We start from the raw sequence: 17832 nt of genomic DNA, 5'->3' as shown, positions 1-17832 counted from the left end.
GCCGTGACCGGCAGCGTGACGCCGCCAGCGCCAGCGCCGGCGCTGCCGCGCGCTTCGGCACCGGGCGGCGCACGCGACCCGGCCGCGATCCTGGCCGACAAGCCCGCGCCGAAGATCACTGCGAGCGCATCGGGTGCCGGCGCGGACCCCTTCAGCTACCTGGTCCAGGCCGGCGCCTACGGCCGCACCGAAGACGCCGAACAGCAGCGCGCCAAGCTCGCGATGCTCGGGCTCGAAGGCAAGGTGAGCGAGCGCGACCAGGGCGGCCGCGTCGTCTACCGCGTGCGCATCGGCCCGTTCGACAAGCGGGGCGATGCCGAGGCGGCGAAAGAAAAGCTCGCGAGCGCGGGCATCGAGGCCGCGCTGGTGCGCGTGCAGCGTTAGCGCGCGGGAGGCACCCGCGAGCACCGCGGGCCTGAACTTTGCTCGATGAAACCGACTCTGTCTGACCCGCTCACTCGAGGCCGCCACCGGTCCCCCTCATGAAACGACGCCAGTTCTCGACCACTCTGCTCGGCGCCGGCGCCGCGGCGCTCGCGATGCCGGGCGCCGCCACGGCCCAGGGCGGCCCGATCGAGGGACGTCACTACATCCGGCTGAGCCAGCCGGTGCCGGTCGGCGCCGAGCCCGGCAGGTTCGAGGTGATCGAGTTCTTCTGGTACGGCTGCCCGCACTGCGCCGCATTCGAGCCGGTGCTCGAGGCCTGGGTCAAGCGGCTGCCGGCCGATGTCGCGTTCCGGCGCGTGCCGGTCGCATTTCGCGCCGAGCCCTACAGCGCGCACCAGCGCCTGTTCTACGCGCTCGATGCGCTGGGCCTGGTCGCGACGATGCAGCGCAAGGTGTTCTACGCGATCCACGGCGAGCGCCAGCGGCTCGACAGCGCCGCCGAGGTCTCGGCCTTCGCGACGAAGAACGGCATCGATGCCGCGCAGCTCGTCGAAGCCTACGGCTCGTTCGGCACGCAGGCCAAGCTGAAGCAGGCGAACCAGCTCGTCGACGGCTACAAGATCGACGGCGTGCCGGCGCTCGGCGTGCATGGTCGCTTCTTCACTTCCGGCACGCTGGCCGGCGACAACGAGCGCGCGCTGGGCGTGGCCGACTTCCTGCTGCAGCGGCTGCGCAAGCCCGGCTAGGGCCGCGCGGGCGACAAAAGCGCGCCGCGTTGACGGGCGTCAAGCGCCCGACCCACGTTCGTCCGTATGGTGCAGCGGTCTCAACCCCGCGCGGTGGTCGCCCGACCGCCGCTTCGCATGACCGCCATCCACGATCCCGTCGCGACCGCCGACACCCTCCGAGCCGCGCTCGCCACCCACGGCCTGACGCCCCTGCGCCTGCGCGACAAGACGCTGCTGCCGATCGTGCAAGGCGGCATGGGGGTCGGCGTCTCGGCCCATCGCCTGGCCGGCAGTGTCGCGCGGCTCGGCGCGCTCGGCACGATCTCGTCGGTCGACCTGCGCCGGCATCACCCCGACCTGATGGCACGGACGCAGCACCTGTCGGCGGGCAGGTCGGCCACCGCGACTGCCAAGACCGAGATCGACGCCGCCAACCTCGTCGCACTCGAACGCGAGATCGGCGCGGCCCGCGAACTGTCCGGTGGCCGGGGCCTGCTCGCGATCAACGTGATGCGCGCGGTCAGCGAATACGCGCCGTCGGTGACGCGCGCGCTCGAGTGCGGCATCGATGCGGTCGTCGTCGGCGCCGGGCTGCCGCTCGATCTGCCCGAGCTCGCGAGCGACCATCCGAACGCGCTGCTGGTGCCGATCCTGTCCGATGCGCGCGGCGTGCAGCTGCTGGTGCGCAAGTGGGAGCGCAAGAAGCGCCTGCCCGATGCGATCGTCATCGAGCATCCCGGGCTCGCCGGTGGCCATCTCGGCGCCGCGCGGATCGGCGACCTTCACGACCCGCGCTTCGCGTTCGAGACCGTGATTCCGCAGGTGCTGGCGTTCCTGCGCGGGTTCGGGGTCGAGAAGGAGATCCCCGTGATCGCCGCCGGCGGCGTGCGCTGCTTCGACGACATCGCGCGGCTGCAGTCGCTGGGCGCGGCCGCGGTGCAGCTCGGTACTCCGTTCGCCGTCACCGAGGAGTGCGATGCGAACATCGAGTTCAAGCATGTGCTGGCGCGCGCCCGCGAGGATGACCTGGTCGAATTCACGAGCGTCGCCGGCTTGCCGGCGCGCGCGGTCGCGACACCGTGGCTCAGGAACTACCTGAAAGCGGAAGCGACACTGCAACGCCACGCGCACGAGAAGCCCCGCTGCACGCTCGCCTTCGATTGCCTCGCACAATGCGGCCTGCGCGACGGGCTCGAGACCTGGGGCCAGTTCTGCATCGACACGCAGCTGGCTGCCGCGCTGCGCGGCGACGTGAAGAAGGGGCTGTTCTTTCGGGGCGTCGGGGCACTGCCGTTCGGCGCCGAGATCCGCAGCGTCGACGCGCTGCTGCGACACCTTCTGAAGGCTCCGGCCGACGCGACGGCCTGACCGATTGGCGCGGCCGGCATGGAACGCCGTGGGCTAGAATTGCCTGCAAGTTTCATGCCCTTATGACCCACACGACATTCCCCCGAGCCCGCGCCGAATCGCGCACCCGCTGGTCGCAGGTGCTCGGCGCGCTCGCGCTGGGCCTTTCGATGGCCGCCCCGGCGCATGCCGAACGCGCCGACCGGCTGCAGAAGATCAACATCGCCGCGGACGAAAGCGGCCAGATCGATCTGCAGAAGCAGGTCGTCGTCTACAGCGGCAACGTCGTGATCAGTCGCGGCACGATGGTGATCCGCGCAGCGAAGGTCGAGGTGCGCCAGCTGCCCAGCGGCTATTACACCGCGGTCGCGTTCGGCGCCGCGAGCAAGCCGGCCACCTTCCGCCAGAAGCGCGACGGCGTCGACGAATACATCGAAGGCGAGGCCGAGCGGCTCGAATACGACGGCCGCGCCGATGTCGTCAAGTTCATCAACAACGCCGTGTGGCGGCGCCTGCGCGGCGCGATACCGGCCGACGAGATCACCGGCAACATGATCAGCTACGACGCGACGACCGAGAAGACGACCGTCGCCGGCGGCGCGAAGCCGACCCCTGCGAATCCCGGCGGTCGCGTGACGGCGATCCTCTCGCCACGCGAAGGCAGCGAGGCCGCCGCCGAGACCGCCGCCGCGGCATCCGCTGCTGCGTCGGCACCGCTGAAGCTCAGCCCGGCGCTCGGCGCCGCCTCGGCGGCATCGTCACCGAAGGACAAGCGGTGAACCTGGTCGCCGCCAGGGACGACGCTGCAGGCCGCGCACACCGGCTCGACGCGGTCGGCCTGCGCAAGTCGTACGGTGCACGCACCGTCGTGAAGGACGTGCACCTCGCGGTGCGCAGCGGTGAGGTCGTCGGCCTGCTGGGCCCGAATGGCGCCGGCAAGACGACGAGCTTCTACATGATCGTCGGGCTGGTGCGGGCCGATGCCGGCGCGATCACGATCGAGGGCAAGCGCGTCGAGCGGCTGCCGATCCACCAGCGTTCACGGCTCGGGCTGTCGTACCTGCCGCAGGAGGCGTCGATCTTCCGCAAGCTGACGGTCGAGGAGAACATCCGCGCGGTGCTCGAACTGCAGATCGACGAGCACGGCAAGGCGCTGAAGCCGGCCCTGATCGAAGAACTGCTCGGCGGGCTGCTGCACGACCTCTCGATCGACAAGCTGCGCGCGTCGCCGGCGCCGGCGCTGTCGGGCGGCGAGCGGCGCCGCGTCGAGATCGCGCGTGCGCTCGCGACGCAGCCGCGCTTCATCCTGCTCGACGAACCGTTCGCCGGCGTCGACCCGATCGCGGTCATCGAGATCCAGCGCATCATCAGTTTCCTGAAGAACCGTGGCATCGGCGTGCTGATCACCGACCACAACGTGCGCGAGACGCTCGGCATCTGCGACCGTGCCTACATCATCAGCGAGGGACACGTGCTCGCCGAGGGCACGCCGACCGAGATCGTCGACAACGCCGACGTGCGCAAGGTCTACCTCGGCGAGCATTTCAGGATGTAGGGCGATGAAACCTACATTGCAGTTCCGCCTCTCGCAGCACCTGGCGCTGACGCCGCAGCTGCAGCAGTCGATCCGGCTGCTGCAGCTCTCCACGCTCGAGCTCCACCAGGAAGTCGAGCAGATGCTCGAGAGCAACCCCTTCCTCGAGACCGACGACGACGGCAGCCCGGCGTTCGAGCCGCTGGTCGAGCGCACGACGCCGGCGGAGCGCGTCGGCGAGCGCGAGACCGAACGCGCGGCCGAGACCGGCAGCGACGGCGTCGGGGGCGACGAGCCGGCCGCGCCGCTCGACGCCGCCGAGTTCGGCGGCACCGAGCGCGACGACTGGGAGAACGGCACCGAACGCGAAGACTTCGACGGCATCCGCGAAACCCCCGGCAAGAGCAGCGCGAGCCCCGACGGCGACGACTTCGACGGCGCCGACCGCGACACCGCGATCCCGAGCCTGCAGGACCACCTGCGCGAGCAGCTGTCGAGCCTGCGGCTGACGGCCGACGACGCGGCCGCGGTGATGGTGCTGATCGAGTCGCTGAACGACGACGGCTACCTGGCCGACACGCTCGAAGACATCGCGACCCAGCTCACCGCCGGTGAAGACGACGCGCTGCGCGAGCGCGACGAACTGATCGAGCGCCTGCAGTGCGCGCTGCGCTACCTGCAGAGCATGGAGCCGACCGGCGTCGGCGCGCGCGACCTCGGCGAGTGCCTGACCCTGCAGCTGCGCACGCAGCGGCGCTGCGAGGCGCAGGCGATCGCGATCATCGTCTGCAAGCAGCACCTCGAGCTGCTCGCGCGGCGCGACCTGAAGAAGCTGTGCGCCGTGACCGGCGCCGACGAAGACCTGCTGCGCGAGGCGCAGACCCTGATCGTCGCGCTCGAGCCCAAGCCCGGGCGCCAGTTCGCGCGCGCCGAGGCGAACATCATCATCCCCGACGTGATCGTGCAGAAGGCCGGCCGCGGCTGGAAGGTCATGCTGAACCCCGACGTGATGCCGAAGCTGCGCATCAACGACCTCTACGCGAATGCGATCCGCCAGCAGCGCGGCCCCGGCTCGCGCAGTGCGCCCGATGCGCTGAACGGCGCCGGCGCCGGCCTGAACTCGCGGCTGCAGGAAGCGCGCTGGTTCATGAAGAACATCCTGCAGCGCTTCGACACGATCCAGCGCGTCTCGCAGGCGATCGTCGAGCGCCAGAAGAACTTCTTCACGCACGGCGCGATCGCGATGAAGCCGCTGGTGCTGCGCGAGATCGCCGACGAGCTCGGCCTGCACGAATCGACGATCTCGCGCGTGACGACCGCGAAGTACATGAACACGCCGTTCGGCACCTTCGAGCTGAAGTACTTCTTCGGCTCGTCGTTGAACACCGAGGCCGGCGGCAATGCGTCGAGCACCGCGGTGCGCGCGCTGATCAAGCAGATCGTCGCGGCCGAGAACCCGGCCAAGCCGCTCTCCGACAGCCAGATCTCGCAGATGCTCGACGAGCAGGGCATCCAGGTCGCGCGGCGCACCGTCGCGAAATACCGCGACGCGCTGAAGATCGCGCCGACGCAGCTGCGCAAGGCGATGTAGTCGTGCGGACCGAGCGCTGGGCCGCTTTGGGCCACGAAGGGGCCCCTCCGTGGCCCTCGCCGGGCCGCATCCCCTCGGGGGATCGACCGCGGTACTCCGCGGGCGAGGGGTTGTCATGAGCTTGCCGTTGTTCCTGCCGTGCGCCGCGGGCGTCGAAACGCTGCTCGCCGACGAAGTGCAACGCATTCTGCCGAAGGCGCACGTGTTCGAGGCACGCGGCGGTGTCGCGCTCGAAGGCGATCCGCTCGAGGTGATGACGCTGAACGTCGAGAGCCGCCTGGCGCAGCGCGTGCTGATCGAGGTTGCGCACGGTTCGTACCGCGACGAAAACGATGTCTACGAGCTCGCGCTGAGCGTCGCATGGACCGAATGGATCACGCCGCAGCACACCTTGCGCGTCGACACGACGGCGCACCGCAGCCCGTTGAAGAGCCTGAACTTCGCGGCACTGCGCGTGAAGGACGCCGTCTGCGACCTGCTGCGCGACGCGACCGGCGAGCGCCCGAGCGTCGACACGCGCCATCCCGATCTGCAGATCGTGCTGCACCTCGGCGAACAGGAGGCCACGCTGTATGTCGACAGCTCCGGCGAGTCGCTGTTCAAGCGCGGCTGGCGCGAGGACAAGGGCGACGCGCCGCTGAAGGAGACGCTTGCCGCGGCGATGCTCGCCGCCGCCGGCTGGCGCGGCACGCGTGACGACGGCGGCGCGCTGCACGACCCGTGCTGCGGCTCCGGCACGATCGCGATCGAGGCCGCGCAGATCGCCTGCGGCATCGCGCCGGGGCTGAAGCGGCGCTTCGCGTTCGAGCGCCTGCTGCCTTTCGCCGGCGACGCCCAGCGCGCCGAGCTGCAACGCCTGCGCAGCCACGCGCAAGCGCGCATCCATGCGAGCGCCGTGCCGATCTATGCGAGCGACGTGTCGTTCCGGATGGTCGACTTTGCGCGCCGCAACGCGCAGCGCGCCGGGGTCGAGGCCGCCATCACGTTCAACGGCGGCGATGCGCTCGAGCGGCCGGCACCGGAGCTGCCGGCCGGTCTGCCCGGCACGCTGATGATCAACCCGCCGTACGGCGAGCGCATCGAGGTCGGCGGCAAGGCGGCACGCGCGTCCGCTGAAGACAGAGACACGCCGAGCGACTTCTTCCCGCGCCTCGCCGCGCACTGGAAGCGCGCCTACACGCGGCACCCGGCCGGCTGGACCGCTTACGTGCTCAGCCCCGACATGAAACTGCCGAGCGCGATGCGCCTGAAGGAATCGCGCCGCGTGCCGATGTGGAACGGGCCGATCGAGTGCCGGCTGTTCCGCTTCGACCTGGTCGCCGGATCGGCGCGGAAGGGCTGACAGCGTCGGACAGCCTCAGGCGGCACCGAGCGCGAGGTGCGCGAGCAGCGCGAGCGGCGCGGTGTCGGCGCGCAGCACGCGCGCGCCGAGCGAGACCGGCACGAAGCCGGCGCCGCGCGCGAGTGCTTCCTCGGCCGGCGCCAGGCCACCTTCCGGCCCGCTGAGCGAGACGATGCCGGCCCGCGGTGGCGCGAGCGACGCGATCGGCTGCGCCTCGTTGAAGCCGAGCAGCCAGCGCGCCGCACCGCCCGCGGGCAGCTCCCGAAGCCATTCGCCGAGCGTGCGCACCTCGGCCACCTGCAGCACGCGCGTGCGCCCGCTCTGCTCGCACGCGGCCAGCGCGATGCCCCGCCAGTGCGCGAGCTTCTTTTGCGCGCGTTCGCCGTTCACTCGCAGCACCGAGCGCTCGCACAGCAGCGGCTGGATCGTGTGCGCGCCGAGTTCGGTGGCCTTCTCGATCAGGCCGTCCATGCGTTCGTTCGCCGGCATGCCGAGCGCGAGCGTGACCGGCAGCGCGAGTTCGCGCTCGACCGGCGCATGCGCGATCGTCCGCACGCTGACATCGCTGCGACCCATCTGCAGGACCGTCGCGTCCCACTCGCCACCCGCGCCGTTGAACAGCGTGATCGGAGCGCCCGGCTGCAGCCGCAGCACCTGCACATGGCGCGCCGGGCCGGCCGGCAGGCTGAACGATTCACCGGCATGCAGCGGCCGGTCGACGAAGAAGCGTGGGGGCATGCGCCGAGTGTGCCTCAGCGATCCGCCGGTCGCGTCAGCGGAACAGGCCGCGCAGCTGCAAGCGCCAGCGCCGCACCGCACTGCGCATCGCGCGCCATGCGGACGACGCCTGCAGCGCATGCCGCACGCGGCGCCGCGTGATGCGCCACCAGGCCATCGCACGCGCGAAGTGCCGCAAGCGCATCAGCTGCGGCCGCAGCAGCACGAACAGGCGTCCGCCGATGGCGGTGCCGACGAGCTTCGCTGCGACGATCACCGACAGGCCCGCGAGCGGGTCGCCGGCGTGAATCAGCTGCAGCGCGAGCAGCTTCACCGGCAGCAGCACGCCCGCCGGCAGCAGAAACAGCAGCAGCGCCGGGCGCGGCGGCAGACTGGCGATGCGCGCCTCGAGCCGCGCCCATGGCGGCCAGCGCGTCAGCCGGCCGAGCCACGCCGCGAGCGGGTGCCAGCCGAACTCCTCGAGGAAGAACCAGAGTGCGGCGAGCGCGAGCAGCAGCGCGCGCAGCACGCGCCACGTCAGCCGAAACACTCTCATGGGTGCCCGGCAGCGTGCTGCAGCCAGTCTTCGACGATCGCGCGCGTGTAGACGCTCGCGACCTCGTCGATGAAGCGCGTGAAGTCGATGTGCGCGCTGTCGTCGGCGCGGTCCGAGATCGTGCGCAGCACCGCGAACGGGCGGCTGAAATCGGCGCAGGCCTGCGCGACGGCCGCGCCTTCCATCTCGACCGCGAGCGCATCGGGCAGCAGCGCGCGCAACTCGTCGCCCTGCGCCTGGCTCGCGACGAAGCGGTCGCCGCTGACGATCAGGCCCTGATGGACCCGTGCCGCGTCGATGCCGAACTCGGTCAGGTGCCGGGTTCCGATCAGCACGTCGGCCCGGTCGAGGCAGCGCTGCGCCGCGGCGGCGAGCGCGTCCGCGAGGCCCGCGTCGCTCTCGAAGCGCGACCGTCCGGTCAGCGGGATCTCGAAGCGCGGGAACAGCGGCGAGGCATCCATGTCGTGCTGCAGCAGCTGCCGCGCGACGACCACGTCGCCGATCTTCACGCCGCGCCGCAGCCCGCCGGCGACACCGGTGAAGACGAGCTGAGCCACGTCGAACTCGTGCATCAGCAGCACCGCGGTCGTCGCCGCGGCGACCTTGCCGATGCCCGAGAGCGCCAGCACGACCGGCCGGCCGTGGATCTGGCCGCGGTGGAAGTCACGGCCCGCGAGCTGCACCGACAGCGGCTCGCGCAGCAACGGCATCAGCGCGCGCAGCTCCTGGTGCATCGCGCTGACGATGGCGACCGGGGGAAGCGACATGGCGGCAGGAATGCCCCGAGAAAACCGGGAGCGAGATGCGCGGTCAGCTGCCGTACAGCGTGCGCCGGGCCGCGGCGGCGACCGCCTCGCCCTTGCGCTCGGCGATCTGCGCCAGCGTGCGCTGTGCGACCGCGCGCAGCTCTTCGATCGTGCCGGCCTTCTCGACCGCGAGCGTCAGCACGAAGCCGCGCAGGCCGAGTTCCTTCGAGATCATCTGGGTCAGCGCCGCGGTGAACTGCGCGTAGTCGAGCGGTGCGGCTTCGGCCGGCGCCGCGGCCGCGGCGCGGTTCGCCGGCGACGTGCTGCTGCGCGTGCCGCTGCCTGCCACCGGCACGATCAGCCCGAGGGACTGCAGCGCGGCGAAGTCGTCGGCACCGATGCCGGCCAGGTTTGCCAGCAGCATTTCTTCGGTCTTGACGCCGTCGATCACGAGAAGCAGGTTGCGTTGTGCGCGCTCCTTGACGAGCGCGCGCGCCTGCATCTCGATTCGCCCCGCGTCGGTCTTGGCCCAGATCACCGATAAGTTCCCGTTGACGACTCGCACCCGACCTGCTTCGGGTCGGACGGCACAGCGCCGAATGTATCAGTACCGATGCGCCGCCGCCGTGAGACAACGCACGCCGCAGCCCCGCAGCGCGGTGCTCACGCCTTGTCTCTGAGTTCGCGGCGCAGGATCTTGCCGACGTTGGTCTTCGGCAGCTCGGTGCGGAACTCGACCAGCTTCGGCCGCTTGTAGCCGGTCAGGTTCGCCTCGCAGTAGGCGCGCACGTCGGCGTCGGTCACGCCCGGGTTGCTGCGCACGATCACGAGCTTCACGGCCTCGCCGGCCTTTGCATCGGGGATGCCGACCGCCGCGCACTCGAGCACACCCGGCATCTGCGTGACGACCTCCTCGACCTCGTTCGGGTAGACGTTGAAGCCGCTGACCAGGATCATGTCCTTCTTGCGATCGACGATTCTGAAGTAGCCACGTTCGTCGACGACGCCGATGTCGCCGGTGCGGAAGAAGCCGTCCGCGGTCATGACCTTGCTGGTCTCGTCGGGCCGCTGCCAGTAGCCGGCCATCACCTGCGGCCCGCGGATGCAGATCTCGCCCGGCGTGCCCAGCGGCACCTCGTTGCCGTCGTCGTCGAGCAGCGTCAGCTCGGTGTTGGGCATCGGCAGGCCGATGTTGCCGCTGTACGCGGTGCTGTCGACCGGGTTGCAGGTGGCCGACGGCGAGGTCTCCGAGAGACCGTAGCCCTCGACGATCGGGCAGCCGGTCTTCTCGAGCCAGAGCTTCGCGGTGGCACTCTGCACCGCCATGCCGCCGCCGACCGAGATCACGAGGCCGCTCCAGTCGACGCTGCCGAAATCGGGGTGGTTCGCCATCGCCTGGAACAGCGTGTTGACCGCCGGGAAGCTGTGGAAGGTCTCGCCCTTCAGCTCCTTGAACACGTTCGGCAGGTCGCGCGGGTTCGCGATCAGGATGTTCGCGCCGCCCATGCGGGCGCTCAGCATCATGTTCGTGTTGAAGCCGAAGATGTGATAGATCGGCAGCGCGCAGATCGTCACGATCTGCTGGCCGGCGGGGATCTTCTTCAGCGCCGGCTGGTACCAGGCCTCGGACTGAAGGATGTTGGCGACCAGGTTGCGATGCAGCAGCACCGCGCCCTTGCTGACACCGGTCGTGCCGCCGGTGTACTGCAGCACCGCGATGTCGTCGGGGCCGACGCTCGCCGGCCTGAACGGCTGGCTGCGGCCCTGCGAGATCGCGTCGTTGAACGCGACGGCACCCGGCAGCTCGTAGGCCGGCACCATCTTCTTCACCTTGCGCACCACGTAGTTGACGATCATCGACTTCGGAAAGCCGAGCATGTCGCCGAGCGCGGTCAGGACGATCTTCTTCGTGGGCACCTGCGGCAGCACCTGCTGCAGCGTGGTCGCGAAGTTCTCGACCATGATGATCAGCTTCGCGCCCGAGTCCTTCAGCTGGTGTTCGAGCTCGCGCGGCGTGTACAGCGGGTTCACGTTGACGACCACGTAGCCGGCGCGCAGCACCGCGGCCACCGCGACCGGGTACTGCGGAACGTTCGGCATCATCAGCGCGACGCGGTCACCCTTCTCGAGGCCCTGCGCCTGCAGGTACGCCGCGAGCGCGCGCGAGGCATCGTCGACCTGCGCGAAGCTGATGGACTTGCCCATGAACTTGTACGCCATGCGGCCGGCGTACTTCTTGAAGCTCTCGTCCAACAGTGCCACCAGCGAGCCGTATTGTTCGACGTCGATGTTGGCCGGCACGCCCGCGGGGTACTGCTTCAACCAGGTTTTTTCCATTCAGGACTCCGAGAAACAGCGAGCGATTCTGACCGACCCCCCTTGCTGGCCGCCTAGGGTGTTTCGATACTTCCGGTGGACCTTGGCGCCCGCTTCGAGGCCGCGCAACCCCTTGTTCACGCGCCGCCGCTTCCGAGCGAACATACCCGCACTCAATCCGGAGACGATCACGATGCGCCACATCACCGAACGGCTCGCGCCGTGCGCCGAGAACCACCGCGAGCGCCCCGGGCCGACGCCCCGCAGCGCCCACCGGGACGCGTGGTGACGGGCCCGGTCCTCGTGATGGGCGCCGGCGCGATCGGCTGCTACCTCGGCGGCTGCCTGCAGGCCGCGGACATGCCGGTCGTGTTCGTCGGCCGGCCGCGCGTGCTGGCGGCGCTGCGCGCCCACGGCCTGACGCTGACCGACCTCGACGGCCGGCACCAGCACCTGCCGGCCGACACGCTGAGCCTGCACGAGCAGGTACCGGCCGGCCTCGCGCCGTCGCTGGTGCTGCTCGCGGTCAAGAGCGGCGCGACCGCCGAGGCCGCGGCGCTGCTGGGTGCCGCGCTGCCGCCCGGGACGCCCGTGGTCTCGATGCAGAACGGCCTGTCGAACGCCGCGGTCGGCCACGCGGCGGCGCCGAGCCTGCGCTGGCTCGCCGGCATGGTGCCGTACAACGTCGCCGAGCTCGCGCCGGGCCGCTACCACCGCGGCACGACCGGCGCGCTCGCGGCGCAGGACGACCCCGCGCTGCGCGCCCGCCGCGCCGACTTCGAACGCGCCGGCCTGCCGCTGCAGCTGCACGCCGACCTGCGCGCGGTGCAATGGGGCAAGCTGCTGCTGAACCTGAACAACCCGGTCAACGCGCTGTCGGGCAAGCCCCTGCGCGAACAGCTGATGGACCGCGGGTACCGCCAGTGCCTCGCAGCGCTGCAACGCGAAGCGCTCGCGCTGCTGCAAGGCGCGGGCATTGCGCCGGCGCAGGTCGCCGCGCTGCCGCCGCATCGGGTGCCGACGCTGCTGCGCCTGCCGACGCCGATCTTCAAGCTGATCGCCGCACGCATGCTGCGCATCGACCCGCAGGCGCGCTCGAGCATGGCCGACGACCTCGCGCAGGGCCGCACGACCGAGATCGACGCGCTGTGCGGCGAGGTCGTGCGCCTGGCCGAATCGCAAGGGCGCGCGGCACCGCTCAATGCACGCATGCTCGCGCTGGTGCAGGCCTGGCCGCAGCGGCCGCAGCCGATCGATTCGCGCGCGATGAAGGCGGCGTTAGGCGTTTGATGTCGGTGGCGTGCCGGGCTAACTGAAGAAAAAGCTGTCGATCGCGCTCAAGACGCGATCAACGCGCCACGGACTCGGGCGCGTGCCACCCGCCCCCCAGCGCCTGGATCAGCGCGATCGCCGCGGCCTGCCGGCTCGAAGCGACCTGCGCCAGCGTGCGGCGCGCGCTCAATGCCGAGGCTTGCGCGGTGACGACGTCGGTGTAGCTGACCTGCCCGGCCTGGTAGCGGTTCAGCAGCTGCTGCTCGGTCAGATCGGCGGCCTCGGATGCAGCACGCCGCAGGCTCGCCTGCTCGGCCAGCGCGCGTGACGCCGAGAGCTGATTCTCGACCGCCTGGAACGCCGCCAGCACCGTCTGCCGGTAGCGTGCGACCGCGGCGGCGTGTGCGGCCTGCGCGCCTTCGACGCGGGCGCGTGTCGCGCCAGCATCGAAGACCGTCTGCGCGACCGACAGGCCCAGCGACCACAGGCTCGTCGACGCGTTGAACAGGTCGCCGACGCGGCTCGCGGCATTGCCGTACGACGCGCTCAGGCCCAGGCTCGGGAAGTACGCCGAACGCTGGATGCCGATGTTCGCGTTCGCCGCCGCGACCGCGCGCTCGGCGGAGGCGATGTCGGGTCGGCGCTGCAGCAGCTCGGACGGCACGACCAGCGGCAGCGCCGGCACCGCCATGTTCCATTCGGCCGGCGGCAGCGCGAACTCGGCCGGCGCCTTGCCGATCAGCACCGCGATCGCGTGCTCCAGCTGCGCGCGCTGGTTCGTCAGGCTCGACAGGTCGGCGCGCGCGTTCGCGAGCTGGGTCTGCGCCTGCAGCACGTCGGTACGCGGCGCGATGCTGGCGTTGTAGCGGTTCTGCGTGATCGTCGCGGCGCGCTCGTAGCCCTCGACGGTGCGGCGCAACAGGTCGAGCTCGGTGTCGGCGTCGCGCAGCGCGAAGTAGTCGGTCGCGAGCTCGCCCTGCGCGGACAGGCGCGCCGCCGCGAGATCGGCGTCGCTCGCCTGCGCGCTCGCCTGCGCGCTCTCGACACCGCGCCGCAGCGCGCCCCACACGTCGGGCTCCCAGCTCGCACCGAGGCTGGCCTGCAAGGTGTTGCCGGTCGCGAGCGCGCCGTTGCCGCCGCTGCGCTTCGCGCTGGCGTCGAGCGAAACCGACGGGAGCAGCGACGCGCGCTGCTGCGCCACGAGCGCGCGTGCCTGCGCATACGCCGCGACCGCGGCCGCGACGTTCTGGTTCGAGACCTCGACCTGCGCGACGAGACGGTTCAGCTCGGCGTCACCGAACAGCTCCCACCACGGACCGCGCTCGAGCGTGTCGGCCGGCGCGGCGGGGAACCAGCCGGCTTCGCCCTGCGGCGCCTCCTTGAACGCCGCGGATGAAGCCGCGCTCGGCCGCTGGTAGTCGGGACCGACCGCGCAGGCGGACAGCAGCGCGAGCACCGTGATCACGAACAGGTTCTTTTTCATGTGGCGTCCGCGGGTGTGGCGGTCGGGTCGCGGCCCCGGCTCAGGTGGCGCTCATCCTTGCCGCGCCGGCGCAGCTTGTCGAGCAGCATGTAGACGACCGGCGTCGTCAGCAGCGTCAGCAGCTGGCTCGCGATCAGCCCGCCGATGATCGCGACGCCGAGCGGCTGGCGCAGCTCGGAGCCTTCGCCGAAGCCGATCGCGAGCGGCAGCGCACCGAGCGCCGCCGCCAGCGTCGTCATCAGGATCGGACGAAAGCGCAGCAGGCAGGCCTCGCGCACCGCTTCGAGCGACGTGAGGCCGCGGGCGCGCTCGGCGTCGAGCGCGAAGTCGATGATCAGGATCGCGTTCTTCTTGACGATGCCGATCAGCAGGAACACGCCGATCAACGCGATGATCGAGAACTCCATGCGGAACATCAGCAGCGCGAGCACCGCGCCGACGCCGGCCGACGGCAGCGTCGACAGCACCGTGATCGGGTGGATCAGGCTCTCGTACAGGATGCCGAGCACGATGTAGATCACGACCAGCGCCGCGACGATCAGCAGCGTCTGCTGGCCCTGCGACTCGGTTGCGCTCGCGGCGGTGCCGGCGAACGCGCCGCGCACGTTGGTCGGCATGCCGATGTTGGCCTCGGCCTGCGCGATCGCGGCGCGCGCGTCGGCCAGCGTGCGGCCCTCGGCGAGGTTGAACGAGACCGTCGTCGCGAGTTCGCCGTCCTGGTGGTTCACCGAGGTCGCGGCCGACTCCTCGACGAACTTCGCGACCGCCGACAACGGCACCAGGCTCGTCGGCGTGTTCGCGAGCACGTTGCCGGTCGAGGCGTTGCGCAGTGCGGGGTTCGGCGAGACGGTGGTCGACGAGGTGCCGGTCGTCGTCGTGCCGGTGCCGGTGCCGGTGCCGGTGCCCGAGGTGTTCTCGGCCGCGACGACCTGCCCGCCGCTGCTGACGGTGTGCGTCGCGGGCACGAAGATGTCGGCCAGCGAACCCGGGCTGCGCGTGTACAGCGGCGCCCACTCCATCACGACGTGGTACTGGTTCAGCTCGGTGTAGATCGTCGCGACCTGGCGCTGGCCGAACGCGTTGTACAGCGCCGCATCGACCGCGCTCGACGTGAGGCCGAGCCGGCTCGCGCTCTCGCGGTCGACCTTGACGTTGGTCTGCACGCCGTTCTCCTGCTGATCGGTGTCGACGTCGGTCAGCTCGGGCGCCTGCTTCATCTCGTCCGACAGCTTCGAGGCCCAGCTGCGCAGGTCCTTCAGGTTGTCGCTCTTCAGCGTGTACTGGTAGGTCGAGCTGCTCGCGCGGCCGCCCGAGCGCACGTCCTGCACGGTGCCGAGGAACACCTGCAGGCCGGTGACGCGCGCGAGCTGCGGGCGCAGCCGCGCGATCACCGCGTTGCCGCTCTCGTGGCGGCCCTTGCCGAGCGGCTTCAGGTTGACGAACATGAAGCCGCCGCCGGCGCGGCCGCCGCCCGTGAAGCCGACGACCGTGTCGACCGCCGGGTCGTTGTGCACGATGTCGACGACCTGGCGCAGCTTCGCGCCCATCTCCTTGGTCGAGATGCTCTGGTCGGCGCGCATGCCGCCGTTCAGCTGGCCGCTGTCCTGCTGCGGGAAAAAGCCCTTCGGCGCCGCTGAGAACAGGTACACGTTCAGCGCGACGACCGCGAGCAGGATCAGCATCACCAGCCCCTTGCTCGCGAGTGCCCAGTCCAGGCTGTGCTCGTAGCGCTTCAGCACCCACGCGTAGCCGCGCTCGGCGCCGCGCGACAGGCCACCCCACCATCTGCCCGGCGGCCTCTCGGCCTGCCCGCCCGGCTTCAGCAGCCACGCGCACATCATCGGCGTGGTCGTCAGCGAGATCACCAGCGAGATCAGCACGGCGGCCGACAGTGTCACCGCGAACTCGCGGAACAGCCGCCCGGTCTGCCCGCCCATGAAGAGCAGCGGGATGAACACCGCGACCAGCGAGACGCTGATCGACAGCACCGTGAAGCCGACCTCGCGCGCGCCGAGCAGCGCGGCGCGCATGCGCGTCATGCCGGCCTCGATGTGGCGGCTGGTGTTCTCGAGCACGACGATCGCGTCGTCGACGACGAAGCCGGTCGCGACCGTCAGTGCCATCAGGCTCAGGTTGTTCAGCGAGAAGCCGAACAGGTACATCACGCCGAAGGTGCCGAGCAGCGCGACGACGGTCGCGACCGCCGGCACGACGGTCGCGCGCACGCTGCGCAGGAACACGCTGACGACGAGCACGACGAGCACGACCGAGATGATCAGCGTCAGCTCGATCTCGCGCAGCGAGCTGCGGATCGAGTTCGTGCTGTCCGAGGCCACGTTCAGCGTCACGTCCGACGGCAGCTGCGCCTGCAGTTCGGGCAGCAGCGCGCGCACGCCGTCGACGGTCGCGATCACGTTCGCCGCCGGCTGGCGCGTGATCAGCACGATGATCGCCGGTGCGCCGTTGAACAGGCCGAGCGTGCGCGTGTCCTCGACGCCGTCGACGACTTCGGCGACATCGTCGAGCCGCACCGCGGACCCGTTGCGCCACGCGACGAGCATCGGCGCGTAGTCGCTCGCCTTCAACGCCGGCGTCTGCGTGTAGATCTGCAGCCGGCGGCCGTCGCCCTGCACGATGCCTTTCGGCCGGTTCGCATTCGCGGCCTGGATCGCGGCGCGCACGTCCTCGGTGCTGATGCCGTACTTGTTCAGCGCGAACGGCAGCAGCTCGATGCGCACCGCCGGCAGCGAGCCGCCGCCGATCTCGACATCGCCGACGCCGTCGACCTGCGACAGGCGCTGGCTGATGATGTTCGACACCGCGTCGTAGATCTGGCCCGGCGTCTTCGTCTTCGAGGTCAGCGCAAGGATGATCACCGGCGCCGCGGCGGGGTTCGCCTTGCGGTAGGTCGGGTTGCTGCGCAGCGTCGACGGCAGGTCGACGCGGCTCGCGTTGATCGCGGCCTGCACCTCGCGCGCGGCGCCGTCGATGTTGCGGCTCAGGTCGAACTGCAGCGTCACGCGCGCGCTGCCGACGCCGCTCGACGAGGTGATCTCGTTGACGCCGGCGATCGACCCGAGGCGCCGCTCCAGCGGCGTCGCGACACTCGTCGCCATCGTCTCCGGGCTCGCACCGGGGATGTTCGCGCTGACCGAGATCACCGGAAAGTCGACCTGCGGCAGCGGCGAGACCGGCAGCACGAAGAAGCCCGCGATGCCGGCGAGCGCGACGCCGACGGTCAGCAATACCGTGCCGATCGGGCGGCGGACGAAGGGGGCCGAGAGGTTCACTTCGGCGATCCCCTTGTTGCGCGTTCGCCTGGCGCTGCGATCGTCGGCGCGGCAAAGGCGCGTGCGGGCTGGGCGCAGCGCTTCGCCTCGGCGGTCGGCGCTGCGCGCCGACTCCCCTGCGGTGCTCGGTCTCGCGGCCCGCCGCCGAACTCGCTGCGCTCACTTCGTTCGCTCCGCTCAGACAGCCGCGGCGAGTCAGTGGTTGATGCGCGCTGCGCGCGCGGCCACGAGCCCTCCGCTCCTCGGCGCCTCCCACGAAGCGCCGCGCCCAGCCCGCACGCGCCTTTGCAGAACCGTCGTGGCGTGCCTGGGGAAGGGCTCCAACCGTGGCACTCGCGGCAGGCGGCACCCGCTGGCGGCGATTTCTGTGGCGGTGAGGAGCACAGGGCCGAGGTCGGCGCGCGCCAGCGCGCTTCGTGGTCTGACTCGCCGCGGCTGTTTGAGCGCAGTGAGCGCAGCGAACGAAGCGAGTTCGGCGGCGCGACCTCGGACCGAGCACCGGAACGGAGTCGATGCGCAGCAT

15 protein-coding genes are annotated in these 17832 nt (G+C 70.8%); 8 read left to right on the top strand and 7 right to left on the bottom strand.

Annotation, left to right across the window (positions count from 1 at the left end; genetic code table 11):
- From AC1DTW_RS27285 to AC1DTW_RS27255, 7 genes are all read left to right on the top strand, one after another.
- Positions 1-384: SPOR domain-containing protein (locus AC1DTW_RS27285; protein ID WP_477985035.1), on the top strand; the 384-nt coding region annotated here is incomplete at its 5' end.
- Positions 385-482: 98 nt separating this feature from the next.
- Positions 483-1133, top strand: a complete 651-nt coding sequence (locus AC1DTW_RS27280; protein ID WP_477985033.1) for a thiol:disulfide interchange protein DsbA/DsbL — start codon at positions 483-485, stop codon at positions 1131-1133.
- A 117-nt stretch (positions 1134-1250) separates the two neighbouring features.
- A complete protein-coding gene (locus tag AC1DTW_RS27275; RefSeq protein ID WP_477985031.1) occupies positions 1251-2483 on the top strand; it encodes an NAD(P)H-dependent flavin oxidoreductase in 1233 nt (410 codons plus the stop codon).
- 62 nt (positions 2484-2545) lie between these two features.
- A complete protein-coding gene (gene lptA, locus AC1DTW_RS27270; RefSeq protein ID WP_477985029.1) occupies positions 2546-3241 on the top strand; it encodes a lipopolysaccharide transport periplasmic protein LptA in 696 nt (231 codons plus the stop codon).
- Between the two features lie 2 nt (positions 3242-3243).
- On the top strand, positions 3244-4017 hold the full coding sequence (gene lptB / locus AC1DTW_RS27265) for an LPS export ABC transporter ATP-binding protein (protein ID WP_477985039.1): 774 nt from the start codon (positions 3244-3246) through the stop codon (positions 4015-4017).
- A gap of 4 nt (positions 4018-4021) precedes the next feature.
- The gene (locus tag AC1DTW_RS27260) at positions 4022-5587 is read left to right on the top strand and encodes an RNA polymerase factor sigma-54 (RefSeq protein WP_477985027.1); all 1566 of its coding nucleotides are present in this window, start codon (positions 4022-4024) and stop codon (positions 5585-5587) included.
- A 115-nt stretch (positions 5588-5702) separates the two neighbouring features.
- On the top strand, positions 5703-6929 hold the full coding sequence (locus tag AC1DTW_RS27255) for a THUMP domain-containing class I SAM-dependent RNA methyltransferase (protein WP_477985025.1): 1227 nt from the start codon (positions 5703-5705) through the stop codon (positions 6927-6929).
- A 15-nt stretch (positions 6930-6944) separates the two neighbouring features.
- Here AC1DTW_RS27255 and AC1DTW_RS27250 read toward each other — a convergent pair whose 3' ends face one another.
- The 5 genes from AC1DTW_RS27250 to AC1DTW_RS27230 form a co-directional block, all read right to left on the bottom strand.
- A complete protein-coding gene (locus tag AC1DTW_RS27250) occupies positions 6945-7667 on the bottom strand; it encodes a 16S rRNA (uracil(1498)-N(3))-methyltransferase (RefSeq protein WP_477985023.1) in 723 nt (240 codons plus the stop codon).
- A gap of 34 nt (positions 7668-7701) precedes the next feature.
- Positions 7702-8202, bottom strand: coding sequence for a hypothetical protein (locus AC1DTW_RS27245; protein WP_477985021.1), 501 nt, complete (start codon positions 8200-8202; stop codon positions 7702-7704).
- A complete protein-coding gene (locus AC1DTW_RS27240; protein WP_477985019.1) occupies positions 8199-8969 on the bottom strand; it encodes a 5'-methylthioadenosine/adenosylhomocysteine nucleosidase in 771 nt (256 codons plus the stop codon). The genes AC1DTW_RS27245 and AC1DTW_RS27240 overlap by 4 nt, the downstream gene beginning before the upstream one ends.
- A 43-nt stretch (positions 8970-9012) precedes the next feature.
- Positions 9013-9486 carry a hypothetical protein gene (locus tag AC1DTW_RS27235; protein ID WP_477985017.1) on the bottom strand — a complete coding sequence of 158 codons (474 nt, stop codon included), beginning with the start codon at positions 9484-9486 and terminating at the stop codon, positions 9013-9015.
- A 125-nt stretch (positions 9487-9611) separates the two neighbouring features.
- The gene (locus tag AC1DTW_RS27230) at positions 9612-11285 is read right to left on the bottom strand and encodes a long-chain-fatty-acid--CoA ligase (protein WP_477985015.1); all 1674 of its coding nucleotides are present in this window, start codon (positions 11283-11285) and stop codon (positions 9612-9614) included.
- A 285-nt stretch (positions 11286-11570) separates the two neighbouring features.
- Between AC1DTW_RS27230 and AC1DTW_RS27225 the strand changes: the two genes are divergently transcribed.
- Positions 11571-12554, top strand: a complete 984-nt coding sequence (locus AC1DTW_RS27225) for a 2-dehydropantoate 2-reductase (RefSeq protein WP_477985037.1) — start codon at positions 11571-11573, stop codon at positions 12552-12554.
- A 58-nt stretch (positions 12555-12612) separates the two neighbouring features.
- Here the strand turns inward: AC1DTW_RS27225 and AC1DTW_RS27220 are convergent, their stop codons facing one another.
- On the bottom strand, positions 12613-14019 hold the full coding sequence (locus AC1DTW_RS27220; RefSeq protein WP_477985013.1) for an efflux transporter outer membrane subunit: 1407 nt from the start codon (positions 14017-14019) through the stop codon (positions 12613-12615).
- Positions 14016-17309, bottom strand: a complete 3294-nt coding sequence (locus AC1DTW_RS27215) for an efflux RND transporter permease subunit (protein ID WP_477985011.1) — start codon at positions 17307-17309, stop codon at positions 14016-14018. The genes AC1DTW_RS27220 and AC1DTW_RS27215 overlap by 4 nt, the downstream gene beginning before the upstream one ends.
- Positions 17310-17832 lie beyond the last annotated feature (523 nt).

It is taken from the genome of Rhizobacter sp. P5_A1, assembly GCF_056400745.1.
This window is presented reverse-complemented; position numbering and strand designations above follow the sequence as displayed.